Source organism: Halorubrum marinum (assembly GCF_048381195.1).
Classification (GTDB): Archaea; Halobacteriota; Halobacteria; order Halobacteriales; family Haloferacaceae; genus Halorubrum.
Genome location: NZ_JBLWMM010000006.1, coordinates 107506 through 130458, shown reverse-complemented (window position 1 = coordinate 130458; position 22953 = coordinate 107506). Strand labels below are relative to the sequence as shown.

General features: G+C 67.1%; 23 protein-coding genes. 11 read left to right on the top strand and 12 right to left on the bottom strand.

Annotated features, from left to right (window positions below; translation table 11 throughout):
* The first annotated feature begins 5 nt into the window (after nucleotides 1–5).
* Both ACNSN4_RS09965 and ACNSN4_RS09960 read left to right on the top strand, forming a co-directional pair.
* Nucleotides 6–2060 carry a DUF460 domain-containing protein gene (locus ACNSN4_RS09965; RefSeq protein ID WP_418285665.1) on the top strand — a complete coding sequence of 685 codons (2055 nt, stop codon included), beginning with the start codon at nucleotides 6–8 and terminating at the stop codon, nucleotides 2058–2060.
* Between the two features lie 84 nt (nucleotides 2061–2144).
* Nucleotides 2145–3131, top strand: a complete 987-nt coding sequence (locus ACNSN4_RS09960) for a tyrosine--tRNA ligase (RefSeq protein ID WP_418285664.1) — start codon at nucleotides 2145–2147, stop codon at nucleotides 3129–3131.
* Between the two features lie 44 nt (nucleotides 3132–3175).
* Here ACNSN4_RS09960 and ACNSN4_RS09955 read toward each other — a convergent pair whose 3' ends face one another.
* Both ACNSN4_RS09955 and ACNSN4_RS09950 read right to left on the bottom strand, forming a co-directional pair.
* Nucleotides 3176–3931 (bottom strand): PDDEXK family nuclease, encoded by a 756-nt coding sequence (locus ACNSN4_RS09955; RefSeq protein WP_418285663.1) that lies wholly within the window; start codon nucleotides 3929–3931, stop codon nucleotides 3176–3178.
* 150 nt (nucleotides 3932–4081) lie between these two features.
* Nucleotides 4082–6016, bottom strand: coding sequence for an ATP-binding protein (locus ACNSN4_RS09950; RefSeq protein ID WP_418285662.1), 1935 nt, complete (start codon nucleotides 6014–6016; stop codon nucleotides 4082–4084).
* A 132-nt stretch (nucleotides 6017–6148) separates the two neighbouring features.
* Here ACNSN4_RS09950 and ACNSN4_RS09945 point away from each other — a divergent pair, with 132 nt between their 5' ends.
* Entirely contained in the window at nucleotides 6149–6412 is a 264-nt protein-coding gene (locus tag ACNSN4_RS09945) for a DUF7987 family protein (protein WP_418285661.1), read from the top strand.
* A 195-nt stretch (nucleotides 6413–6607) separates the two neighbouring features.
* On the opposite strand, the gene ACNSN4_RS09940 is transcribed toward ACNSN4_RS09945, so the two are convergent.
* Together ACNSN4_RS09940 and ACNSN4_RS09935 are read right to left on the bottom strand one after the other, a co-directional pair.
* Entirely contained in the window at nucleotides 6608–6991 is a 384-nt protein-coding gene (locus ACNSN4_RS09940) for a DUF8022 family protein (protein WP_418285660.1), read from the bottom strand.
* Nucleotides 6991–8535, bottom strand: coding sequence for an acyl-CoA carboxylase subunit beta (locus tag ACNSN4_RS09935; protein ID WP_418285659.1), 1545 nt, complete (start codon nucleotides 8533–8535; stop codon nucleotides 6991–6993). Before ACNSN4_RS09935 ends, ACNSN4_RS09940 begins: the two co-directional genes overlap by 1 nt.
* A 282-nt stretch (nucleotides 8536–8817) precedes the next feature.
* On the opposite strand from ACNSN4_RS09935, the gene ACNSN4_RS09930 reads away from it, so the two are divergent.
* The 3 genes from ACNSN4_RS09930 to rpl12p are packed head-to-tail and all read left to right on the top strand — an operon-like array spanning nucleotide 8818 to nucleotide 10843.
* Entirely contained in the window at nucleotides 8818–9456 is a 639-nt protein-coding gene (locus tag ACNSN4_RS09930; RefSeq protein WP_418285658.1) for a 50S ribosomal protein L1, read from the top strand.
* Entirely contained in the window at nucleotides 9453–10493 is a 1041-nt protein-coding gene (locus ACNSN4_RS09925) for a 50S ribosomal protein L10 (RefSeq protein WP_418285657.1), read from the top strand. Before ACNSN4_RS09930 ends, ACNSN4_RS09925 begins: the two co-directional genes overlap by 4 nt.
* A gap of 17 nt (nucleotides 10494–10510) precedes the next feature.
* Nucleotides 10511–10843 (top strand): 50S ribosomal protein P1, encoded by a 333-nt coding sequence (rpl12p, locus tag ACNSN4_RS09920; protein ID WP_418285656.1) that lies wholly within the window; start codon nucleotides 10511–10513, stop codon nucleotides 10841–10843.
* Nucleotides 10844–10998: 155 nt separating this feature from the next.
* Here rpl12p and ACNSN4_RS09915 read toward each other — a convergent pair whose 3' ends face one another.
* Nucleotides 10999–12279 (bottom strand): RNA-guided endonuclease InsQ/TnpB family protein, encoded by a 1281-nt coding sequence (locus ACNSN4_RS09915; RefSeq protein ID WP_418286358.1) that lies wholly within the window; start codon nucleotides 12277–12279, stop codon nucleotides 10999–11001.
* A gap of 222 nt (nucleotides 12280–12501) precedes the next feature.
* Between ACNSN4_RS09915 and ACNSN4_RS09910 the strand changes: the two genes are divergently transcribed.
* Nucleotides 12502–12693 (top strand): hypothetical protein, encoded by a 192-nt coding sequence (locus ACNSN4_RS09910; protein WP_418285655.1) that lies wholly within the window; start codon nucleotides 12502–12504, stop codon nucleotides 12691–12693.
* Nucleotides 12694–12765: 72 nt separating this feature from the next.
* Here ACNSN4_RS09910 and ACNSN4_RS09905 read toward each other — a convergent pair whose 3' ends face one another.
* On the bottom strand, nucleotides 12766–13407 hold the full coding sequence (locus ACNSN4_RS09905; protein ID WP_418285654.1) for an SWIM zinc finger family protein: 642 nt from the start codon (nucleotides 13405–13407) through the stop codon (nucleotides 12766–12768).
* Between the two features lie 196 nt (nucleotides 13408–13603).
* Here ACNSN4_RS09905 and ACNSN4_RS09900 point away from each other — a divergent pair, with 196 nt between their 5' ends.
* Nucleotides 13604–13819 carry a DUF7472 family protein gene (locus ACNSN4_RS09900; protein WP_418285653.1) on the top strand — a complete coding sequence of 72 codons (216 nt, stop codon included), beginning with the start codon at nucleotides 13604–13606 and terminating at the stop codon, nucleotides 13817–13819.
* Between the two features lie 43 nt (nucleotides 13820–13862).
* Here ACNSN4_RS09900 and ACNSN4_RS09895 read toward each other — a convergent pair whose 3' ends face one another.
* From ACNSN4_RS09895 to ACNSN4_RS09885, 3 genes are all read right to left on the bottom strand, one after another.
* Complete coding sequence (locus ACNSN4_RS09895; RefSeq protein WP_418285652.1) at nucleotides 13863–15020, bottom strand: DNA primase; 1158 nt, start codon at nucleotides 15018–15020, stop codon at nucleotides 13863–13865.
* Between the two features lie 56 nt (nucleotides 15021–15076).
* Nucleotides 15077–15733 carry an HVO_2922 family protein gene (locus tag ACNSN4_RS09890; protein WP_418285651.1) on the bottom strand — a complete coding sequence of 219 codons (657 nt, stop codon included), beginning with the start codon at nucleotides 15731–15733 and terminating at the stop codon, nucleotides 15077–15079.
* A gap of 145 nt (nucleotides 15734–15878) precedes the next feature.
* Nucleotides 15879–17513: a right-handed parallel beta-helix repeat-containing protein gene (locus tag ACNSN4_RS09885; RefSeq protein WP_418285650.1), complete on the bottom strand. Its 1635-nt coding sequence runs from the start codon at nucleotides 17511–17513 to the stop codon at nucleotides 15879–15881.
* 181 nt (nucleotides 17514–17694) lie between these two features.
* Here ACNSN4_RS09885 and ACNSN4_RS09880 point away from each other — a divergent pair, with 181 nt between their 5' ends.
* Nucleotides 17695–18639 carry an ArsR/SmtB family transcription factor gene (locus ACNSN4_RS09880; protein WP_418285649.1) on the top strand — a complete coding sequence of 315 codons (945 nt, stop codon included), beginning with the start codon at nucleotides 17695–17697 and terminating at the stop codon, nucleotides 18637–18639.
* A gap of 144 nt (nucleotides 18640–18783) precedes the next feature.
* Here the strand turns inward: ACNSN4_RS09880 and sod are convergent, their stop codons facing one another.
* Nucleotides 18784–19383 (bottom strand): superoxide dismutase [Mn], encoded by a 600-nt coding sequence (gene sod / locus ACNSN4_RS09875; RefSeq protein WP_418286357.1) that lies wholly within the window; start codon nucleotides 19381–19383, stop codon nucleotides 18784–18786.
* A gap of 201 nt (nucleotides 19384–19584) precedes the next feature.
* On the opposite strand from sod, the gene ACNSN4_RS09870 reads away from it, so the two are divergent.
* On the top strand, nucleotides 19585–20373 hold the full coding sequence (locus ACNSN4_RS09870) for a pirin family protein (RefSeq protein ID WP_418285648.1): 789 nt from the start codon (nucleotides 19585–19587) through the stop codon (nucleotides 20371–20373).
* 58 nt (nucleotides 20374–20431) lie between these two features.
* A complete protein-coding gene (locus tag ACNSN4_RS09865) occupies nucleotides 20432–21115 on the top strand; it encodes a haloacid dehalogenase type II (RefSeq protein WP_418285647.1) in 684 nt (227 codons plus the stop codon).
* A gap of 97 nt (nucleotides 21116–21212) precedes the next feature.
* On the opposite strand, the gene ACNSN4_RS09860 is transcribed toward ACNSN4_RS09865, so the two are convergent.
* Nucleotides 21213–21845: a protein sorting system archaetidylserine decarboxylase gene (locus ACNSN4_RS09860; RefSeq protein WP_418285646.1), complete on the bottom strand. Its 633-nt coding sequence runs from the start codon at nucleotides 21843–21845 to the stop codon at nucleotides 21213–21215.
* Nucleotides 21846–21847: 2 nt separating this feature from the next.
* A complete protein-coding gene (locus tag ACNSN4_RS09855) occupies nucleotides 21848–22897 on the bottom strand; it encodes an AAA family ATPase (protein ID WP_418285645.1) in 1050 nt (349 codons plus the stop codon).
* Between the last annotated feature and the right edge of the window lie 56 nt (nucleotides 22898–22953).

The following is a 22953-nucleotide window of genomic DNA, read 5'->3' as shown; positions in this document are numbered from 1 at the left end:
ATCCCGTGACAACCCGGACCATCCGCGCCCGCGACCGGCCGGTGTTCGGCGTCGACGTCCACAGCGGCGACGTTCGCGGCGACGACCCCTCCTACGCCCTCGTCATCTTGGATCCCGTCGACGAGGACGATCCGGACGCCCCCGACACCGACGAGCCGATGGCACGGATCACTCGCGACGTGGTCTCGTTCCGGAAGCTCTGTCGGCTGATCGACGACCGCGAGCCGCTGTACGTCGCCACCGACAACGCCTACGAGCTGGCGGCGAACAAAAACGAGCTCGTCGGCTTCCTCCGGTCGCTGCCCGACGGCACGCGACTGGTGCAGGTGACCGGTGCGGAGCGCCCCGAACCCCTCTCGCGGGTCGCCTCCCGCCACGGAATTCCGTACGGGAAAGAGCCGATGAAGGAGGCGGAGGCGTCGGCCCGGCTCGCAGCCGCCAACGTCGGCCACGAGGTGACCGCGTTCACCGACGAGACCAGGGTAAAGGTGTCGCGGGGACGTTCGACCGGGAAGGGCGGCTGGAGTCAGGATCGCTACACTCGACGGATCCACGGGAACGTCCGGAAGCGAACGCGACAGGTCCAATCGAAGCTGCGGGAGGCGAACCTCGACTTCGAGCGCGAGGTGACCGAGAAGTACGGCGGCTACGCGAACGCGACGTTCACCGTCGAGGCTCGGCCCGAAGACATTCCGGTGTCGAACTCGCGGGCCGGTGACGTGCGCGTCGAAGTGGAGCGCGAGCGTCGAGACGGCATCGAGTACGAGCCGCTGGTGAAGCGGCGCGATCGGGTGATCGTCGGGATCGACCCCGGCACCACCACCGCGGCCGCCGTCATCGGGCTCGACGGCACCGTCCACGCGCTGTACTCCTCGCGGACCGCCGACGCGGCCGACGTGACCGAGTGGATAATCGAGCAGGGACGACCGATCATCGTCGCGGCCGACGTGGAGCCGATGCCGGAGACGGTCGAGAAGTTCCGGCGCTCGTTCGACGCGGCGGGGTGGCGGCCCACGACCGACCTTCCCGTCGACGAGAAGCTCCACCGCACCCGCGAGGCGAGCTACGACAACGACCACGAGCGCGACGCGCTGGCGGCCGCGCTGTACGCCTACGACGACCACGAGGACCAGTTCGAGCGCATCGCGGCGAAAACGCCGCCCCGACTGGATCGCGAGGCGGTGATCGCGGGCGTGGTCGCCGGCGGGGCCTCCGTCGAGGCCGTCGTCGAGAAGCTCAGCGAGGACGAGGGGAACAACGGCGACACCGGCGGAGAGGGCGGAGAGCCCGAGACGGATCCCACCGAACCGGAGCGCACCGAGGAGGAGGAGACGATCCGGCGGCTCCGGGAGCGCGTCGATCGGCTGGAGTCGCACGCGGAGTCGCTGGAGACCGACCTCACCGAGCGCGACGAGCGGATCGCGGCGCTGGAGGGGCAGTTGGAGGAGGCGAAGCGCGAGGAGCGGATCGAAGCCCGGACTCGCCGCGCCGTCTCCCGGCTCGAACGGGAGACCGACCGACTCGAACGCGAGCGTGACGAGGCCAGAGAGCAGGTCGAGGAGCTGGAGGGGAAGGTGGCGACGCTCAAAGAGCTGTGGCGACTCGATCATTCGAACTTCAAGGACGTCGCCGCCGATCAGGGGCTCGCGAGCGTCAAGGTCGTCGAGCAGTTCACGCTGGACGCGTTGGAGGCGGCCGACGAGGCGTACGGGCTCGTCACAGGCGACGTGGTCTATCTCCGGGACGCCTCCGGAGCGGGTCGTCGGACCGCAGAACGGCTCGCAGAGACGGAGCCGCGGGCCGTGATCCGCGACGGAAACCTCTCCGACGTCGCCGATCAGGTCCTCTTCGACCACGACGTGCCGGTCGTCCCCGTCGACGCGGTCCCCGTCCGAGAGGTGGACGAACTGGCGGTCGCGAGCGAGGAGGACCTAGAGACCGCCGTCGAGGAGTGGGTGCGGCGGGCTGAACGGCGGCGAAAAACGGAGAAACAGGAACACCTCGATAGGATTATCTCTGAGCATCGGGCGGGGCAGACGCTGCCCGAGACGGAAGACTAGAGACGGGAATCCGTCGACGGCCACCCCGCCATCCGTCCGCACGCATCCAGAAGTCATATGTCCGACAACCGCACAGTCGGGAGTATGGATGCCTACGAGCGGATCACCCGGAACGCGGCCGAGGTGGTCACCGAGGAGGAGATCGAGGCGCTGGCCGACGACCCCGACGGGAAGCGGGCGTACGTCGGCTACGAGCCCTCGGGCGTGCTCCACATCGGACATATGCTCACCGCGAACAAGCTCATCGACCTCCAAGAGGCCGGGTTCGAGGTGACGGTGCTGCTCGCGGACGTACACGCGTACCTCAATAATAAGGGGTCGTTCGAGGATATCCGCCACACGGCGGAGCGGATGCGCGACCAGTTCATCGCGTACGGGCTCGACGAATCGAGCACGCAGTTCGTGCTGGGCTCCGACTTCCAGCTCGACGACGACTACACGCTGGACCTCCACTCCCTAGAGCTGGAGACGACGCTCGCGCGCGCCGAGCGCGCGATGGCCGAGATCACGTCCGGCGATTCGGTGAAGGTGTCACAGGCGGTGTACCCGCTGATGCAGGCGCTCGACATCCCGTACCTCGGCGTCGACCTCGCGGTCGGCGGGATGGAGCAGCGCAAGGTCCACATGCTCGCGCGCGACGTGCTGCCGAGCATCGACCGCGAGCCGCCGACGAGCCTCCACACTCCGCTCATCGCGGACCTCGGAACGGGCCGTGGGAAGATGTCGTCCAGTACGGGCGTCACCATCTCGATGGAGGACTCCCGGGCGGAGATCGAGTCGAAGGTGAACGACGCCTACTGCCCGCCGACGGCGGAGCCGGAGCCGACCGAGGACGGCGAGTCGCGCGAGAACCCCGTCCTGCAGGTGTTCGAGTACCACGTGTTCCCGCGGTTCGAGACGGTCCTCGTCGAGCGGCCGGAGGAGTACGGCGGCGACCTGCACTACGACGCGTACGACGACCTTGAAGCCGACTTGGAGTCCGGCGAGCTCCATCCGGCAGACGCGAAAGGCGCGCTCGCCGAGTACCTCGATCGGCTCATCGCACCGGGTCGCGAGCAGCTCGCCGAGTAGCCGCCGAGACGGTATTCCTCACCCGCCGAAGTGCCGCCCACCGCTTATCTTCCCCCCGCCGTGTGCCCGCCGTACTCGCAGGTCCCGTCGACACAGCTACGCCCGGTCGCCGTCTCGAAGACGGGAAGCCCGCAGTCGCACTCCTCGACGACGACCCCGGAGGGAATGGAGAACGTCGTCTCGCAGTACGGGTAGCGCTCGCAGGCGAGGTACACCCGTCCCGGCGCGAACTCGACGGTGAGGTCGCCGTCGCAGTCCGGACAGTCCCAGACGCGGTCGAACCGATCGCTGACCGCGGCTTCCATCGGATCGCAGGCGGGGTCGAGACAGAGGTGGAACGGCTCGCCGCGCTCGACCCGAATCTTCGGGAGCCCGCAGTCGTCACAGACGCCGTCGGTGACGCTCGCGCCCGCGGGGAGCCCCCACCGGTGTTCACAGGAGAGGCACACCACGTCGCCGCGCGAGCGCACGAGCGCGCCGCCGTCCGCGGGACAGGTGCCGACCGGAACGCCGGCCTCCGTGACCGGCAGCGCCCGGCTCGCGGTCGCTTCCTCGGTAACCACTCGGAGACATCGCTGGCCGTCGCGAGCGGTGACGGAAAAGCCCGCGCCGTCGCCCTCGACGACGACCGATTCCGGTCGCGTGAGCCACGCGACGGGCTGGTAGCCGTCGGCGTCGTGGACGAGCGTGGTGTCGTCCGGCTTGATCAGGACGACGACGCGCCCGCGATACGTTCGGGAGCGGTCGCCGCGTTCGGTCACGTGACAGTCGCCCGCGAGCACACGGAGTCGTTCCGGCATGGACCGTTGTGGCCGCGGTATGGGAGTTAAGGGGTCGGAACGGAGGTTTATGCGGGATACCGCGGTGTGGGAGAGGGCGTCAGTCGACGGTTCGGTCGGGCGACCGCCGCTCGATCCGCCGACCGTCGGTTCGGTCGGGCGACCGCCGACTTACTCCAAGACGACCAGCACGTCGCCCATGTCGACGCTGTCGCCGTCGGCGACGTGGACGCTCGCGACGGTGCCGCCCCGTTCGGCGACCACGTCGTTCTCCATCTTCATCGCTTCGAGGACGCAGACGACGTCACCGGCGGCCACCTCGTCGCCCTCGGCGACGTCGACGGAGAGGATCGTTCCCTGCATCTCGGCCTCGATGGCCTCGCCGCCCTCGGCGACGTCGACGCCGCCGTCGTCGCTCTCGTCCTCTTTCGCCTGCGGCGGTCGCTGCTGACGCCCGCTCGCGCCGCCCGCGCCGCTCGGCGTCGGAATCGGGGGCGCGCCGCGTTCCTCCAGTTCCACCTCGAAGCGCTTCCCGTTCACCTCGACGGTGAACTCGCGTTCGGTCACCTCCTCGTCGTCGTCGCTCGCGGACGACTCGGTTCCCCACTTCTCCTGTGCCTCGGCGACCAGTTCCCGGTCGAGCTCCTCGTCGAGGTACGTCGTCGTGTGGGTGCCCGCGACGAACCGCTCGTCGTCCAGCATGAGCCGGTGGAAGGGGATGATGGTAACGACCCCGTCGAGCTCGTACTCCGCGAGCGCGCGCTTCGACCGTGCGAGACACTCCTCGCGGTCGGACCCCCACACGATCAGCTTCGCGATCATCGAGTCGTAGTCGGTGACCAGCTCGTCTCCCTGCCGGAGCGCGTCGTCGACGCGAACGCCGATCCCGCCCGGCGGGTCGTACGTGTCGAGTCTCCCCTCGTTGGCGGGCTGGAACTCCTTCGCGGCGTTCTCTGCGTTGATCCGGAACTCGATCGCGTGACCCTCCAACTCGACGTCGTCCTGCGAGACGGACAGGCCCTCGCCGGCGGCGACTCGAAGCTGCTCTTTGACGATGTCGATGCCCGTCAGCTCCTCCGTGACCGTGTGCTCGACCTGAATTCGGGTGTTGACTTCGAGGAAGTAGAACGGCGTCTCCGGCCCGAGCGGCTCGTCCGAATCGCGGTCGAGGTCCTCCTCCACGAGGAACTCGACGGTGCCGGCGTTGGTGTAGTTGGCAGCGGCGACCCCCCGGCGGGCGGCTTCACCGATCTGTTCGCGTAGTTCGTCGGAGAGGGCGGGGGAGGGTCCCTCCTCGATCACCTTCTGGTGGCGGCGCTGGAGCGAGCAGTCGCGCTCGCCGAGGTGAACGACGTCGCTCTCGTCGAGTGAGCCGTTGCTGTCGTTGCCGTCGTCTCCGTCGTTGCCGCCGCCGTCGTTGCCGCCGCCGCCGCCGTCGACAGCGGCAGCGGGATCGTCAGCGACGATCTGCACCTCGACGTGGCGCGGATTTTTGAGATAGCGTTCGAGGTAGACGGAGTCGTTCGAGAAGTACGCCTCGCCCTCGCGTTTCGCCGATTCGAGGGCCTCAGCCGCCTCGTCGGCGCTCTCGACGACCTTCATCCCGCGGCCGCCGCCGCCGCCCTCCGCCTTGATCGCGATCGGGTAGCCGTGCTCCTCGCCGAACGCGGTCACGGCCTCCGAGTCGGTGACGGGCTCGGTCGTTCCGGGGACGATCGGCACGTCCGCCGCGTCCATCACGCGACGGGCGTGGGTCTTCTCGCCCAGTCGTTCCATCGCCTCGCTGGACGGGCCGATCCACGTGATCCCGTCGGTCTCCTCGACGCGTGCGGCGAAGTCGGCGTTCTCCGCGAGGAACCCGTATCCCGGGTGAATCGCGTCGGCGTCGGCCGCCTTCGCCGCCTCGACGACGGCCTCGCCGTCGAGGTAGGAGTCGGCCGCCCGAGCCGGTCCCACGTTGTACGCCTCGTCCGCGTACCGGACGTGACCGCCGTGTTTGTCGGCGTCGCTGTACACGGCGACGGTGTCGACACCCAGCTCCGTACAGGCACGCATCACCCGAACCGCGATCTCCCCGCGGTTCGCCACGAGAACCTTGTCGAACATTCCTGCACGTCGTTTCCACCATAACCCACCTCATTCTATCGGTCCGTATCGACGGCGGTCTTATTCGCCAGTCTCGACGCGGAGGCGCGTCGCCCGAGAGCGTTAAGGGGGATCCGGACACCAGATCCGACTATGCTCTCGGCCGGAAACCCCTACGTGTTGCCGTCGGTGTTGGTCGCAGCGGGTGTGTACCTCGCCGTGACGGTCCTGACGGACGCCTCGGTATTCCTCCGGATCGGCGTGCTCGCGTTCATCGCGGGGGTCGTCCCGATCGTCCTCAACAGATTATTCGGCGGTGGCACGGACGCGTCGACGCCGGACGCGGCGTCGCTTCTGTCGGATGAGCCGTCAGACGAGCCGACCGACGAATCCGCCGACGAGCCGACTGATGCGTGATCGATGACCACAGATATATAGGGTGTCAAACGTATTACTCGACACACCCTGTGAGGGGTTGGCGGGGCGGCGCGCCGTTCTGGTCGCGCCGCCGGGGGAATGCGCGCGCACTCGGACGCGACCGCAGCCGCGTCCGGCTCAAACATTCTGTGCGGGAGCGTCTCGAATCACACGTAAACAGTCGGCGCACCGGGATCAGAACCGGTCAGCGCGCCCGGCCGCGGTCCACGGATCGGTCGGCGCGCTCGCGGGAACACGAACGGTACGCCCGCTGAGTCGGTCGACGCGGCCGGCGAACGACCACCGCTTTCCGTCGCCGTCCCACCCGGCTTCGGTCGCTTCTGCGGCCGCCGCAACCGCGGCGAGTTCGCCGTCGCGGAGGTGCGCCCCCACGGCCGCGGCGATGGCCGCGGCCTCCGCGTCGTCGGCGTCCTCGGGGATCACGAGGCTCTCGAGGGCGGCAGCGACGCTCGTCGGTTCCGGATCGCGGGACCCCTCCGACGGCTCCGAATCGTTCGAATCGTTCGACTCCTCCGACGCCCCCGAGTCCCCCGCTCGCTCCGTCGTGTCGGTCGCCATCAGATCGGAATGTTACCGTGTTTCTTCTCGGGTTTGTCCGCGCGTTTCCCCTTCAGCATCTGGAGGTCGTCGACGAGCCGCGCCCGGGTCTCCGCCGGTTCGATGACGTCGTCGATGAACCCGTGGTCGGCCGCCGAGTAGGGGTTCGCGAACTCCTCGCGGTACTCGTCGATGAGCTCCTGCCTGCGGGCGTCCGGGTCGTCCGCCTCCGCGAGCTCCTCGCGGTAGAGCACGTTGACGGCGCCTTTCGGTCCCATCACCGCGATCTCCGCGGTCGGCCACGCGTAGTTGACGTCGCCGCCGATGTGTTTCGACGACATCACGCAGTAGGCGCCGCCGTACGCCTTCCGGGTGATAACGGTGAGGAGGGGAACGGTCGCCTCCGAGAAGGCGTACAACAGCTTCGCGCCGTGCCGGATGATCCCGTTGTGCTCCTGGTCCGTGCCGGGCATGAACCCGGGCACGTCCTCGAAGGTGAGGATGGGGATGTTAAAGGCGTCACAGAAGCGGACGAACCGCGCGCCCTTCTGGCTCGACTCGATGTCAAGGGTGCCCGCGTTCACGCGGGGATTGTTGGCGACGATACCGATCGAGTGGCCGTCGAGGCGCGCGAAGCCGACGACGACGTTCTTCGCGAAGTTCTCTTGGACCTCGAAGAACGAGCCCTCGTCGACGACGCCCTCTATCACCGCGTGCATGTCGTACGGTTTCCGCGGCGCGTTCGGAACGATATCGGCGAGGTCGTCGTCCGCGCGCTCGGGGTCGTCCCACGGCTCGACGCGCGGCGGGTCCTCCACGTTGTTCGCGGGGAGGTACGACAGGAGCCGCGCGATGTCGTCTAGCGCCTGCTCCTCGCTTTCCGCGGCGAAGTGCGCGACGCCGGAGGTCGACGTGTGAGTGACCGCGCCGCCGAGCTCTTCGAAGCTCACCTCCTCGCCGGTCACCGTCTTGATGACGTCGGGACCGGTGATGAACATGTGCGAGGTGTCCTTGACCATGAACGTGAAATCAGTGATGGCCGGGGAGTACACCGCGCCGCCGGCACAGGGGCCCATGATCCCCGAGATCTGCGGGACGACGCCCGAGGCCTCCGTGTTGCGGCGGAAGATCTCCGCGAAGCCGCCGAGCGAGGAGACGCCCTCCTGAATGCGAGCGCCGGCGGAGTCGTTGAGCCCGACGACGGGCGCGCCGACGTCCATCGCTTTGTCCATCACCTTGCATACTTTCTCGGCGAACACCTCGCCGAGCGAGCCGCCGAACACCGTGAAATCGTGCGCGAAGACGAACGTCTTCCGACCGTTCACCTCGCCGTAGCCGGTCACGACGCCGTCGCCCGGGATCTGCTGTTCCTCCATCCCGAACTTGTGGTTTCGGTGGGTGCGGAACCGGTCGAACTCGTGGAACGTCCCGTCGTCGAGGAAGTAGTCGATCCGCTCGCGTGCGGTCATCTTTCCTTTCTCGTGTTGGGACTCGATTCGGTCCTCGCCGCCGCCGAGCGCCGCGCGTTCACGGCGCTCGCGGAGGTCCTCGATACGGTCGTCCATCGTCACACCGGACCACCCTGCGTCATTACCTCGTCGGTCGGCGAGCGGCATCAAAAGGGTTCCCCTATGCGACGTTTTCGCGCTCGACGGTCGTCGAACAGCCGCGCCGGAACGATGCGCTGACCGTCGAAACTCGCTCGCCTTCACAAGGCCCTTGTTGCCGGTTAACACGGCCGCCAGCGCTTCGACGGTTTTAACCCTCCGATGGACCACTCTCCGGTGAGACAGGCTTCGCCTGTTTCACTGACCCGTAGGAGCGACCTGCGTACTACGGAGGTGAAAATGGCAGACACAATACAAGAGGCCGTAACCCTCGCACTCGACGATGCACCCGAGCGGAACTTCCGCGAGACGGTGGACATCGCGATCAACCTGCGAGACCTCGACCTCAACGATCCGTCGAACCGCATCGACGAGTCCGTCGTGCTGCCGGCTGGAACTGGGCAGGAAACACAGATCGTTGTCTTCGCGGAGGGCGAAACCGCCGTCCGCGCCGCCGACGTCGCTGATCAAGTACTTGACAGCGACGATCTGGAGGATCTCGGAGACGACGACGACCGCGCTAAGGACCTGGCCGACGAGACCGACTTCTTCGTCGCCGAAGCCAACCTGATGCAGGACATCGGTCGGTACCTCGGTACCGTCCTCGGTCCGCGCGGGAAGATGCCTACCCCACTGCAGCCGGACGACGACATCGTCGACACAGTCAACCGGATGAAGAACACGGTGCAGCTCCGGTCCCGCGACCGGCGCACCTTCCACACGCGCGTCGGCGCCGATGACATGGGCGCCGAAGCGATCTCGGACAACATCGACGTCATCATCCGGCGGCTCGAAGCAGACCTCGAGAAGGGCCCGCTCAACATCGACGGGATCTACGTGAAGACCACGATGGGTCCCTCGAAGGAGGTGCCCGTATGAGCTCGGTTCGTAAGACCGAGACGATTCCCCAGTGGAAACAGGACGAGGTCGACGAGCTCGTCGAGTTCATCGGCTCGTTCAACTCCGTCGGGATCGTCGGCGTCGCCGGTATCCCGAGCCGACAGCTCCAGGCCATGCGCCGCGAGCTGCACGGCTCCGCGGACGTCCGGATGAGCCGCAACACGCTCACCGTTCGCGCGCTGGATGAGGTCGATGAGGGCGTCGAGGATCTGACCCAGTACGTCTCGGGTCAGGTCGCGCTCATCGGCACGAACGACAATCCGTTCGGCCTCTTCAAGCAGCTCGAAGCCTCGAAGACCCCCGCCCCCATCGGCGCGGGCGAGGTCGCCCCCAACGACGTCGTCATCCCCGAGGGTGACACGGGCGTCGACCCGGGCCCGTTCGTCGGCGAGCTGCAGACGGTCGGCGCGGCCGCACGCATCCAAGACGGCTCGATCGTCGTCACCGAGGACTCGAAGGTCCTCACGGAGGGCGAGGTCGTCGACGAGGATCTCGCGAACGTCTTGACCGAACTCGGCATCGAGCCGAAAGAGGTCGGGCTCGACCTGAAGGGCGTCTACTCGGAAGGCGTCCTGTTCGAGCCGGACGAGCTGGCCATCGACGTCGACGAGTACCGCGCGGACGTGCAGTCCGCCGCGGCCGCCGCACGCAACCTCTCGGTCAACGCCGCCTACCCGACGGCCGCCACCGCCGGCACCCTTCTCGCGAAGGCGTCCGGCGAGGCGAAGTCGGTCGGCCTGTTCGCCGAGATCGAGAGCCCGGACGTCGTGCCCGACCTCATCGGGAAGGCCGACGCCCAGCTCCGCGCGCTCGCGGCGCAGATCGACGACGAGGAGGCGCTCCCCGAGGAGCTGCAGGGCGTCGAAGCCGCCCCGGCTCCCGAGACGGACGACGCCGACGAAGAGGAACAGGCGGACGACAACAACGAGACGGACGACGCTGAGGCGGCCGACGACGACGCCGACGACGATGACGGCGACGACGGCGGCGACGGTCTCGGCGCGATGTTCGGATAAACTACGAGGACACACCAATGGAATACGTTTACGCTGCGCTCATCCTGAACGAGACTGGCGAAGAGATCAACGAGGACAACATCACCGGCGTGCTGGAAGCCGCCGGCGTCGACGTCGAGGAATCCCGCGTCAAGGCGCTCGTCGCCGCGCTGGAGGACGTCGACATCGAGGAAGCCATCGAGACGGCCGCCGCGGCGCCCGCCGCCGGCGCGGCCGCAGGTGGCGCCGCCGACGCGGACGACTCCGAAGACGGCGACGACGAGGCCGACGAGGCCGACGCCGACGAGGAAGAAGACGACGACGAGGAAGAAGACGACGGCGGCGAGGGCCTCGGCGAGCTCTTCGGCTAACGCCGGGCAGTCGCGTCCGAGACCGACACCGCCGGTCGGTGCACCCCGCACTGACCGCCTCGACCAATTCTCACTGTTATTTACCTTGACAACCTCCCCGCGCTGAAGCGTGAGGATTCCCAGGGCACCGCACCGCTGGGTTGGGATATTGTGGTTTACGACGTAACCTGTTCTTGAGGTGCGAACGCACCAGTTTCCTTGTCAAACAGGAACGTCGATGGCTGTGCCAACCAGCCGTTACTCCTATTCACCGAGAGATTCGGTGAACTCGGAGATACTTTTTGCCGAATGTTCTCAGCACCGTTCACATCTGCATTCGCCACTGTACCGCACTCATCGCAGACATACAGTCCGCGTTCAACACGATTCGCATCACGCGTCTGGCCACAGCACGAACACGACTTCGAGGTATCCCGCTCAGACACGTGCTCGACCGTGATGCCTTCCATCTCCGCTTTGTATTCGAGCAGATCGGTGAAGCGATCGAACGCCCACGAGTGTAGGTCGAGATCACCGTTCGTGCCCCAGTCTTTTGACTCGCCGTTCTCCTCATCCTCACGGATGCCGGAGAGGTCTCCAACCACAATCGTTCCAATTTCCTCCTCAACACATCGCTGAACGATGTGTTTCGAGAGCGTGTGGAAGTAGTGTGTGCGGCGGGCCGACTTCTTCTGGTTCAACCGCGTGGCCTGCTCGGAGTCCGAGTCGTCACACCGAGCGATTCGCTTGCTAAAGTAGTAGTCGTCCTGTTTCAAGCAGTTCAGCGGATACAACTCGCTGCGACCGTCTTCATACGCGAGCGCGGCGAAGTTGTTGATACCGAGATCAACACCCACAGTCTTCTCACCGGGGGCTTCAGCCACGTCGATCTCGACCTTACAGACGAAGTGGAGCTCCCACTCGTTGCCTGTCCATACAATCTTGACTTGTTGGACGTTCTCCACGGCGGAGAGGTCAACGTCGGGGCGAGTCTGGTATTTGCAGAGGATGAAGTCTGACCAGTACTCTTTCAGGTTCGAGCCTTTTGAGAGTCGAACTCGGCCGTACTGGGTGTCGAGTTTGAAGCCAGCGGCTTTGAACGTGACTGTGGAACGCGGGTGTTCGTCGTCGTGTTTGCGGTAGCCGGGCGGGTTCGCTTTCGTGTCTCCGTTTTGTCGCTTGCCGTACCAGCCGTTGAACGCCTCAGCGAGTTCTTGAAGGACTCGCTGACTTGACTGAGAATGCAGGTCATCATAGCGTTCGTGGGTTTTGAGGTACGCGGTGAGTTCGGTGTGGTTAGAGATGTGACCGATTTCATCCCAGATCCGACTGCACATCCACCGGCCGACGTTCCAGAGTTTTGAGGCGGCGAACCCGAGCGAATCAAGGTCGTCTTGCACCCGAGACTGATTCCGTATGGAAGCAGTGTAGGTGCGAGTAACGACCTTTTTCGCTATACGTAACCTATGTAGACAAACTTACTTGATGGTGTGTGTTGGGGCAGCGTGGAATATCCCGCCGTGGCATCGGACGGTGGACTGTGGAGGGTAGTGTCGGATTCATCCCCGCGCTAAAGCTCGAGGCTTTCTCCTCGATTCTCCGTAAGCAGCAGCCGCTATCCCGAGTGATAACGCTGGCCGCGTCTTTTTATATCGATCCGGAGAAGCGGACCACGTTCAATGAAGATCGTCGACGGCGGCAAGGCCGAGTGTGCGCGCTGCGAGTCGGTGTTCCCGATCGAGGAGGTGTCGCTGCTCGAAAAGGAGACGAACCGCGATTACGAACGGGTCCTGTGTGAAGCGTGTCTCGGCGCGGTCGGCGTCCCCAAGGGGTACACCCTCCGCCGCGACATCAGCCATCTCGCGAAGTGACGGGGCGGGCGCTCGTCCGGCGGGCGCTCGTCTCGGCGCAGTCACACGTCGTGAACCGTCGCTCCGTGGCACCTACACTCGCCTCGTCAGCCGCGAGGCCGGAAATCCGTAGCGCTTCGCCTCGTCGACGCCGCGGTCGGGCCGGATCGATTCGACGTACGCGACCTCGACGACCGGTTCGTGGTCGCCGTAGTCGGCGTTCGAGGCGTAGCCGTCGACGGTGCGGCCCTCGTCGGTCCGGTAGGCGTCGGCGCGCTCGGTCGTGACGGCCACGACGACGAGGCGATCGCCGGTCTCGCGATCGCGGACGACCGCTCCCGGCTCGAACCCGTGGCGAGCGCAGAGCTGCGGACCGTCCGCGTCGCGCGGGACGAACGCCTCCCCGCCGCAGACCGCACAGACGCCGACGCGTTCGTCGGGTCCCGGAAGCGACCCCGACGCGACGTCCATCGCGACCCGGCGGAGGTGTTTACAGCGGGCGCCGCGGATCGCGTGATCCGGACAGGTACAGGTGTCCTCGTCGAGCGAGACGACGTACGTGCCGCCGTCGGTCTCGACCACGTATCGGCGGTCGCGCAGCGTGCGAACGGTCATCGGCTCCGCGGCGGCGCGGGCCGAGCGCTCGTCGTCGGGGGCACCGCCGTCCGGCGACGCCTCTCGCGATGTGTCGTGAGGGACGGACGTCGACGTGAGTGGGTGTCGGAGGTGCGTCATGGGTGGGCCGCGAGGAGCGTCCTCGCTTTGAGCGAACGTACGGCCCGAACGCGGTTAAATTCCGCGCTCAGAGGGGTTTGAGCGGTGTCAAACGCCTTCTCGATGGGTTCTAGCTCGCTATCAGCGTATCGCGTGGTGTCTGCCGGAGCACCGCACCATCGAAGTCCTTTTTTAGCGGCGAAGGGAACTCGCGGGCATGGAAATCGACGCGGAGCTCCGACGGCAGATCACGGTCTCCATGCTGGCGGCGGCGGTCTTCGTCGCCGGCCTGATCGGGATTGGGGTCACGTACGGCGGCTCGTCAGTGCTCCCGGAGACCGGGGCGATCGCCCTCGTCGCGCTGTTGACCGGATTCGTTCTGCTGATGGCGCTCGTCGGCGCGTACCTCATCCGCGCGAACGACGACGAGTAAATCGCGTCGGGTCGTCGATCTCGCAGCGCGTCGATCTCGCCGTTTAGACCGCTTCGCTCTCGTCTCTTGCGTCGTTCTCGTCCCGCCAGTCGTCGAGGTCGTCGGCGTCTGCCACCCGCTTCTCGTAGTACGCCAGCGGGTCGGCGGCGACCTGCATGTGGTCTTCCTCGTTGTGACAGATCCCGTAGTTCGAGAGCGTCTCGCACGTCGGCGGCGGGTATTGTGTCCCTCGATCGTCTTTTAGGTACTCCGTCTGGTAGCGGATCCCCTCCGCGTTGAGGCTGGTGTCCGCACAGAACGCGACCACCTCGTCCGGCGTCATCCCAATGCCGACGAGGAACGCCATCAGCGCGAACGACTCCGGCGGGGTCAGCTCCGCGTCGCGCTCGGCCTTCTCGATGAGATTCGTCATGCAGGGCGGGAACAGCTCGGGGGCGACGACGTCGATCGGGCCCGTGTAGCTCCGCTCGGAGAGGAGCCGTTTGAGCTCCGCGACGCCCGACTCCAGCTCCGCGGCGATCCCCTCTCCGGTCGCCAGATCGAACGGGAGTCCCTCGCGGACTCGTTCGGCGACGGCGGCTTCGAGCGCGTCCAACAGCTCCTCGCGGGAGAGGCGCACCTCGCCTGCGGCGAGCGCGCGGTTGACGAGCCGCCACGACGGCCCCCACGACGGCGACGTGAGCCGGAGATACGGGCCGACCGCGATCCAGTAGTGAGTGGGGTCGCGGCCAGCGGGAGACGTGCTGGCGGGCGAGTCGCTCGGAGAGTGTCCGGACCGCTCGGGCCGGACCGCATCGGAGAGATCGAACTCGACGAGCACGTCGTCGAGGGCGACGGTCGGCGCCGACACCGACCGGAGCTCGTCGTCGGTCGCGAGGTCCGCGCGAATCCGATCGACGGCGGTCGCGGCCTCCGCGGCGGCGTACTTCTCGACGGCGGGCTCGGAGTCCAGAAGCGACACGAGGATCCGCGCGATCGGGTACGACAGCAGCTCCGCCTGCGTGTCGTACGCCGAGTCGGCCGGGAAGGTCCCGCTCTCGGACTCGACCGTGCCGTCTAGCAGGGCGCGTTCCACGCGCTCGCGGGCGCGCTCGACGGCGGGCGCGTCGGCCGCGACGAGCTCCGGCAGCGACATCGCGGCCTCGGCGACCGCCTCGCGGGCGGTCGCGAAGAACGGGTACTTGGCGTCGAGCGCGTCCATGTCCGGGCCGAGGTAGCAACGGGCGGCGAATAAGCGGTGCGGTCCGCGGTCGTCGGTTAGTCGTCCCCTTCCAGTTCCTCGATCACCGCGCCCGGCGCGTTCGACTTCACGCTGTTGAGCCCCTGTTTCGCCTTCTGCTTCGAGGCGTATCCCTGTCCGCCGTCGGCGATGATGTTCCCGTTGTCGTGGATGAGTCGCCAGCGGTGCTCGTCGGCCGAGTCCCGGAACAGCTCGAAGGTCGCCTCGCTCCCACCGTCTTCCGGGAGCGTCTCGTCGCGCGAGGCGTCGACGACGTGGGCACCCGGCGCGTTTCGCTGGACGCTTTCGATCCCGTTCACGGCGTCGCGCTTGTCGGTGTACCCTTCGCCGCCGTCGCCGATGATGTTCCCGTTGTCGTGACGAAGCCGCCAGCGCCACTTCTCGGCGCTGTCCGCGTACAGCTCGAACGTCGCCTTGCTCGCGGCGGCGTCGGTGTCTACTGCTCCCTCGTCGTCGTCGAACTCCAGCTCCAGTTCGAGTCGCACCGTCCCGTCGCTACGGTCGAGTTCGACGTCGAACTCGGGCTCGGGGCCCGGATCGACCGTCACCGTGCCGGCGTCGTCGACCGGCACGGGCTCTCCGCGACCGAGCGCCTTCGAGATGCGTCGAAAGTAGGTGGCGAGCGCTTGGCGAGTGCGTGACCCCTCGGACTCGTGGATCGGCTCTTCAGACATGCACGGTCCACGTCTCAGCGCCGGCACAAAACGCTGTGGTCGCGGTCGTGATAGGGAACACGCAACAGGGTGTCAACTCCGCGAACCGGAGCAGTACGAGTCGCTGCGGCTGGCTCCGGCGTTCCGACCACCTCCCGCGTTCCCGCTACTCCTCGGGCGGGAACGTCGCGAAGGTGACCCGGACGAGGTCGAGTTCCGCGCCGAGCGGGACGCCGTCGGCGTTCGTCGGCTGAACGTCTTCGTGACAGACGGACGCGCTGTGGTCGTGGACGTGTTGTTCGACGTCCGCGCCGACGGGGCGACCCTCCTCGAAGAAGGCCCACGTACAGCAGTCCTGTACCCACGGACCGTCACCGCTCGGGCCGCCTGCACACTCGGTGTCGCCCTCGGCCGTGATGAGGTGCGCCTGGAACGAGCGCTCGAGGATGTCGGCGTCGCACTCCGGGGAGACGTCGACGAACACGCCCGACTCGTCGCGGTCGCTCATCGCCTCCCGACGGACGTGGAACGACCCGTCCCAGCCGTCCGATCCCTCGGCGCAGTCGACCGGTTCGTCGCCGACGAGCTTCCGGAACGACGAGGCGCTGAGATACCCGACCTGCTTTTTCCCGCCGATGCAGGTCCCCTCGCCGCCCTCGATCTCGTCCACCGACCACGGAACGACCGCCACGTCGTCGCCGACCCGATCCCCCTGCGGATCGCTTCGGGGGTTGCGCTCGGTCTGCGGGCCGCTCGGGTCGCCCCAGTAGTTACACCGAGCGTGCACCCGGTCGGAGACGAAATCGGGCGATCTGTCGACGAGCGCGCCGTACTCGTCGTTGTCCCGTACGTTGTTGTCTTCAAGCACTGCTCGATAGCGACGGTCGCCCGTGAGCAGGTAGCCGTGTCGGTTGTCCCGGATGTCGCAGGACCGGACTTCGAGGAAACTGCTGTCGTGGAGAATTCCCGGACCGTCGTTGCCGCTGATCGCGCACCCGGTCACCGGAACCGACTCATCCAGAAGCGGGGTGTCGATGAACCCCGTTCGGAGCCCCGCTCCCGAGCTGTCGCGAATCTCGGTGTTCGAGATCTCCGTCCCGGAAACCGGGGGGAGCGCCACCGGGCCGCCGTTCCCGACGACGACGCAGTTCGAGACGCTGATCGCGGTCGAGACGCTCGGGGCGATCGCTCGGCCGTCGTTGTCTCGGACGTCACAGTTCCGTACCGTCAGATCGCTGCGCTCCCCGACACCGATCCCGACGCCACCGTTCTCGCGGACGGTACACCAGTTGAACGCGGTCCCGGACGTCCGGAGCCCATCGACTCCGTGGCTCTCGTTGTCCTCGATCACGAGCGACTCGAAGGAGAGGTCCCCGGTCAACGACCCGACGAACAGTCCCACGTCGAAGCCGGTGATCGCGAGGTTACGGACCGTTAGGTCGAAGACGTCTCCGGAGACGTCGATGCCTCGTCCGGTCCCGTCACCGCGCAGCGCGTGACCGTCGCCCTCGATGGTGACCTCCCCGTCCACCGCCTGGACCGTGAGACACGTCTCCTCGGCGTCGATATCGGTGCCGAGCACGTATGCTCCGGGTTCGTCGATGGTCGTCGGCTCGGTGATTTCCACGGGGCCGTCTCCGGTGGCGCTCGCCGAACCACGGGTCACCCCGTTCGACCGCGCCGCCCCAGTGGCTTCGGCGTCGTCCGAGACCGCCGAGAGTCCGAGCATCGCCCCGACGGGGCCGACCGCACCCAATTTGAGGACTGTGCGGCGTGTCGACCGCCGTTCGTTCGAGTCCATAGTCTCTCGTTCGGACAATTCCGGTTTTGTTATGAGTCTCCTACGCGGGACGGTCGAACATCGTCAATCGGGCGCTTCCCGTCGTTAGGGAGGACCAACTGCCGGGTCCCTGCGCCTGACTCAGACGGCGCGAGCGACCGGGCCCGGTAGCCTTTAGCGAACGGGACGAGACACTCGTGACGTGAGTCAGTACGATCGGAGCGTCGAGACGGACGCGGACGAAGAGCGCGGCGATCCCAGCGACGGCGACGCCTCGCTCGCCCGCCGTACCGAGTCTCGCGTGCTCCCCGCCGAGGTGTTTTCGACGCTCGGCAACGACACCCGCGTCGCCATCCTTCGCGCCCTCTTGGAACTCGGCGCCGACGAGCGGCCCGTGAGCTTCACCGACCTGTTCGACCGCGTGGACGTCGACGACAGCGCGAACTTCAGCTACCACCTCCGACAGCTCACGGGCCACTTCGTCAGGCGAAGTGACGAGGGCTACGCGTTCCGCTCGCCCGGCCGGAAGGTCGTCAGCGCCATCTTCACCGGGTCGCTGACCGAGCGCGCACAGCTCGGCTTCTTCCCCGTCGACGGTGCCTGCTACGACTGCGACGGCGACCTCCACGGCTGGTACGTCGACGACGCGCTCACGATCGGCTGTGCCGACTGCGGGGCCGTACAGGTGAGCTACCCGTTCCCCTCCGGCGGACTCGACGACCGCACGACCGACGAGCTGTTGCAGGCGTTCCACCACTACGTCCGGCACCACTACTGTCTGGCCGCGGACGGCGTCTGCCCCGAGTGCACCGGAGCCGTGGAGACGACGATCGTTCGCGAGCCCGACGAAGACGACCTCGATATCGCCGTCGAACACGTCTGTCAGCGGTGCAGCTATCGACTCCGCTCAACGGTCGGCGTGACGCTGCTGGACCACGCGGAGACGCTGGTGTTCCACTCGGACCGCGGCGTCGACTTAAATACCGAACCGTTCTGGCAGTTCGACTGGTGCGTCAGCGACGAGCGGACGACCGTCGTCTCCGAGGACCCGCTCCGGGTCCGGCTCTCGCTTCCCTGCGCGGGCGACGAGCTGCGCGTGATCCTCGACGAGACGTGCGGCGTGCTCGAAACGACGGTCGCCGAGTGAGTTCCGTGTTAAGTAGGGGGGTCGGTGGATTTCGCGGACGCGTCCGACACGACGAGCGAAACCGCCCGTCGACCGACGCGGCGGGATCGCAGTAGAATACCTCGGATGGTCGGAGCGGTCTGTCGGCGATCCGCTGTCCGTCCGTTACTCGAAGAGCTCGACGGCCTGCTCGTAGCGGGTCGCGGGCTCGTTCCAGTCGACGACCTCGAAGAAGTTGTCGACGAACTCGCCGCGGGCCGGACCGTAGTCGTGGTAGTACGAGTGCTCCCACACGTCCAGTGCCAGAATCGGGTGACCGCCCCAGATCGCGCCCTGGTCGTGCTTGTCGACCACGACGTTGCGCAGCTGATTCGAGAACGTGTCGTACACGAGGAGCGCCCAGCCGCTCGCCGCGGACGCCGCCGCCTCGAACTCGCCTTTCCACGCCTCGTAGGACCCGAAGTCCTCCGCGATCCGGTCCGCGAGCGCCCCCTCGGGCTCGTCGCCGCCCGCCGCGCTCATGTTCTGCCAGAACAGGTCGTGGAGGATGTGGCCCGACGAGTTGTGGGTCACGCTGCGAAGCGCGCCGCCCGACGAGGCGAAGTCGTGGGACTCACGGTTCTCCTCGAGCGTCTCCTCGGCCGCGTTCCACCCGTTCACGTAGCTCTGATGGTGCGTGTCGTGGTGCCATTCGAGCACCTGCTCGGAGATGTGCGGTTCCAGCGCGTCGTAATCGTACGGCAGCGGATCGAGTTCGTGGCTCATGTCTACATTCATGTCCATGCACGGGACGGGTATGAACGTTCTCTGTAGCGTTTTTCAGTAATACTGTTGTTACTTCTTAAGCGGCATATATTCGCCCCTATCGGCCTTTAAACTCAAATCTCGGGATACACATATACGATCTGTCTGCTCTCGGCTACCGGCGACGCGGAGCTTATCCGTGCCAGACCCGTCAGATCGAGTATGACACCAGACGAGACGATCGCGGGCGGCGTCGAGCCGCTCTCGGGCGAGACGGTCCGACACGGGACGGGCGTGAACTCCGACCGCGCGTTCCCGACGAGCCGGCATCCCGACAATCTCGACCCCTTCGTCCTCTTCGAGCGGTTCTACATCGATCCGGACACGGGATTCCCGATGCACCCGCACAAGGGGTTCGAAATCGTCTCGTACATGATCGACGGCGGCATGGATCACGCGGACTCGCTCGGCGTGGAACACACCGCTCGCAGGGGCGAGGCGATGCGGATCACGACCGGGAGCGGCATCCGCCACTCCGAGTTCCCCGCCGACGGCGCGGCCTGTAACGGGCTCCAGCTCTGGGTGAACCTCCCGCGCGAGGAGAAGGAGGCGGACCCGGACTACGTCGACGCGAGCGCCGCCGAGCTCCCCACGGAAGAGACCGCGGGCGCGGCCGTCACGACCGTCGTCGGCGACGGGTCACCGATCGAGCTGTACACGCCGATGGAGTACCTCGACGTACGGGTCACGGACGAATGGACGTGGGCGGTCCCCGAGGAGTGGTCCGGGTTCCTCTACGGCGTCGAGGGGAACGGGACCGTCAGGGCCGCCGACGCCGGGGCCGACACCGACCGCCGCCGTGAGTTCGCCGCGGGCGACGTGCTACCGAACGCGGACGCGCGGGACGTGACGGTCGAGAGCGACGGAGACGGCGAGGGACTCCGGCTCGTCGCCGTCTCCGGTCGACCGCACGGCGAGCCGATCCGCCAGCAGGGGCCGTTCGTCTTATAAACCATCTCGGCGAAAGATAACGAGGTATGATAACGCAGGACACCGAAAGAGCGGTCGAATGTCATTTGACCCGGACCGCGTTCGGACCGTGACGTTCGACTCGTACAGCACGCTCGTCGACGTGGAGGCGGCCGAGGCGGCGCTCGCCGACCGCGTCCCCGACCCGGAGCCGGTGTCCCGGCTCTGGCGGTCGCGGTCGCTGGCGTACACGTTCGTCGCGAACGCGATCGACGCCTACCAGCCCTTTTACGAGATGAACCGCGACGCGCTGACGTACGCGCTGGCGGCTCACGGCGTTGACCTGTCGACCGCCGAGCGAGACGAGATCCTCGCGGTGTATCACGAGTTGGAGGTGTTCGACGACGTCCGGTCGGGGATCGAGCGTCTGCGCGACGGCGGTTACGAGTCGTACGTGCTCTCGAACGGGAACCCGGAGATGCTCGATTCGATGGTCGAGCACGCGGGGATCGGCGATCTCGTCGAGGACGCGATAAGCGCCGACGAGGTGGAGACGTTCAAGCCGGCGGCCGAGCTGTACCGCCACGGCGCCGCTCGGACCGGGACGCCGATCGACGAGATCGTCCACGTCACGGCGGGCTGGTTCGACGTGTTGGGCGCGTCGCACGCGGGGATGCAGGCCGTCCGCGTCGATCGGAAAGGAACTCCGTGGGAACCGTTCGCAGGCGATCCGGACCTCACGGTCGAGTCGATCCACGAGCTGGCCGACGCACTCGGGGCCTGAGGCGGTCGCCTCCGGTGTCCGGGCGAAGTAGTGCTCGGTGATTTCGGTCGTCTCCTCCGTTGAGGGGCGGTCCTGCTGGCGAGGCCCCGCCGTGCGCTCAGTCCCGCTCGGCGATGATCGTCTCGCCGGCGCGGACCGCGTCGCCCTCGCGGACGAGCAGGTCGGCCGCGTCGACGTCGGCCGGGAGGATCACGTCCGCGCGGGAGCCGAACGAGACGTGACCGACGCGCTCGCCGCGATCGACGGTGTCGCCGGGTTCGACTGACGGGTGGATCCGCCGGGCGAACCAGCCCGCGATGATCAGGAGCTCGTACTCCCCGAAGTCGATCGCGACCTGTTCGTTGCGGTCGGACTCCTTGTCGAACGCGGGCCGGTTCGCGCCCGGGCGGTGTCTGACTTCGCTGACCTCACCGGCGATCGGGGCGCGATTGACGTGCACGTCGGTGACGTTCATGAACACGCCCACGCGGATCCGCCGTCCCTCTTCGCGGACCACGCTCACGGTCCCGTCGGCGGGCGCGACGACGATGCCGTCCGCGTCCGGCGGCGAGCGGTCGGGGTCGCGGTGGAACCAGAGGATACCGAGCGTCAGCGCGAGCAGCGCGGCACCGACGGGCGGCAGGAACGGCAGCGTCACGGCCGCGCCGATCGCGGGTACGAGCGCGAGCCGCCACGCCTCGTCGACGACCGGGAACGGGAGCAGACGGGCGAGCGGCGGGTTGCGCGCCATTATTAAGCCTCCACCGGGTCTCGTAGCGGCTCTCGGAGTTCGGTGCGGCCCGCGGCCCACGACGCGAGCAGGTGGGTGAGATGGATCCGGTCGTCGAGCCCGTCGGTGAGATCGAGGTCGGCCTCGCCGGCGAGCACGTGGAGCCGCGCGAGGTCGTCGCCGCCGTACTCGGAGCCGGCGCGAGCGACCCGGAGGACCGCTCTGAGCAGCTCCCCGCCGTCGTACCCCCCGTCGTCGAGGAGGTCGTCGAGCGTCGACCGGGCGTCCTTGAGGTCTCCGGCGCGGGCGTCGGCGAGCGCTTCCCGGATCTCGTCGTCGTCGCCCACCTCGCCGAGCGTCTCGTAGGCCGTCGACATGGTGATCTCGTCGCCCTCGACCGCGGTCGCCTGCGCGGAGAGGATCGCTTCACGGAGGTCGCCACCGGCCGCGCTGGCGACGAACTCCAGCCCGTCGTCGTCGTACGCGACCCCCTCGCGCTCGCAGATCGTCGCCAGCACGTCGATCGTCTCGTCGGTGGTCGGCGACCGCACCCGAACCGGGAAACAGCGCGACCGGATCGGCGCGATGAGCTTCGACGGCTGCCGGGTGGCGATCACGAACTGCGTCGTCCGGTGGTGTTGTTCCATCACCCGTCGGAGCGCCTGCTGGAAGTCCTCGCGGATCGCCTCGGCGTTGTCGAGGAGGACCGTCTTGTACTCGCCGGACATCGGCGCGTACGACGCCGACTCCTTCAGCACGCGGTTGATCATGTCTCGTTTCGCCATCCGGCTCCGTCCCTGTAGGAATCCCTCGAAGCGGGGGTCGGTCCGGATCTCCTTTTTCGTGCGTCCGAAGAAGTCGGCGACGTTGATCTCGATCAGATCGCTCTCGGGGTTCTCGTGGGACACGCGAGTCAGCGCGCGCGTCGCCGCGGTCTTACCGACGCCTGGCGGTCCCTGCACGACGAGATTCATCGGCTCGTCGACCGCGCGCTCCAGCCGCTCGCGGGCCTCGTCCTGCCGGATCTCGTCGAGCGACGGGGCGTGCGCGTCGGTCCACAACGGTCCGTCCATTGCGTTCACATGGGGGCCGCGCGCTCAAGAATCGGTCGGTCCCGGGACTGAACGAA

Coding starts and splice junctions, on each gene's coding strand:
- ACNSN4_RS09960 (WP_418285664.1), top strand. CDS start 2,145: ATGGATGCCTACGAGCGGATCACCCGGAACGCGGCCGAGGTGGTCACC.
- ACNSN4_RS09955 (WP_418285663.1), bottom strand. CDS start 3,931: ATGCCGGAACGACTCCGTGTGCTCGCGGGCGACTGTCACGTGACCGAA.
- ACNSN4_RS09950 (WP_418285662.1), bottom strand. CDS start 6,016: ATGTTCGACAAGGTTCTCGTGGCGAACCGCGGGGAGATCGCGGTTCGG.
- ACNSN4_RS09945 (WP_418285661.1), top strand. CDS start 6,149: ATGCTCTCGGCCGGAAACCCCTACGTGTTGCCGTCGGTGTTGGTCGCA.
- ACNSN4_RS09940 (WP_418285660.1), bottom strand. CDS start 6,991: ATGGCGACCGACACGACGGAGCGAGCGGGGGACTCGGGGGCGTCGGAG.
- ACNSN4_RS09935 (WP_418285659.1), bottom strand. CDS start 8,535: ATGGACGACCGTATCGAGGACCTCCGCGAGCGCCGTGAACGCGCGGCG.
- ACNSN4_RS09930 (WP_418285658.1), top strand. CDS start 8,818: ATGGCAGACACAATACAAGAGGCCGTAACCCTCGCACTCGACGATGCA.
- ACNSN4_RS09925 (WP_418285657.1), top strand. CDS start 9,453: ATGAGCTCGGTTCGTAAGACCGAGACGATTCCCCAGTGGAAACAGGAC.
- rpl12p (WP_418285656.1), top strand. CDS start 10,511: ATGGAATACGTTTACGCTGCGCTCATCCTGAACGAGACTGGCGAAGAG.
- ACNSN4_RS09910 (WP_418285655.1), top strand. CDS start 12,502: ATGAAGATCGTCGACGGCGGCAAGGCCGAGTGTGCGCGCTGCGAGTCG.
- ACNSN4_RS09905 (WP_418285654.1), bottom strand. CDS start 13,407: ATGACGCACCTCCGACACCCACTCACGTCGACGTCCGTCCCTCACGAC.
- ACNSN4_RS09900 (WP_418285653.1), top strand. CDS start 13,604: ATGGAAATCGACGCGGAGCTCCGACGGCAGATCACGGTCTCCATGCTG.
- ACNSN4_RS09895 (WP_418285652.1), bottom strand. CDS start 15,020: ATGGACGCGCTCGACGCCAAGTACCCGTTCTTCGCGACCGCCCGCGAG.
- ACNSN4_RS09890 (WP_418285651.1), bottom strand. CDS start 15,733: ATGTCTGAAGAGCCGATCCACGAGTCCGAGGGGTCACGCACTCGCCAA.
- ACNSN4_RS09885 (WP_418285650.1), bottom strand. CDS start 17,513: ATGGACTCGAACGAACGGCGGTCGACACGCCGCACAGTCCTCAAATTG.
- sod (WP_418286357.1), bottom strand. CDS start 19,383: ATGAGCCACGAACTCGATCCGCTGCCGTACGATTACGACGCGCTGGAA.
- ACNSN4_RS09870 (WP_418285648.1), top strand. CDS start 19,585: ATGACACCAGACGAGACGATCGCGGGCGGCGTCGAGCCGCTCTCGGGC.
- ACNSN4_RS09865 (WP_418285647.1), top strand. CDS start 20,432: ATGTCATTTGACCCGGACCGCGTTCGGACCGTGACGTTCGACTCGTAC.
- ACNSN4_RS09860 (WP_418285646.1), bottom strand. CDS start 21,845: ATGGCGCGCAACCCGCCGCTCGCCCGTCTGCTCCCGTTCCCGGTCGTC.
- ACNSN4_RS09855 (WP_418285645.1), bottom strand. CDS start 22,897: ATGGACGGACCGTTGTGGACCGACGCGCACGCCCCGTCGCTCGACGAG.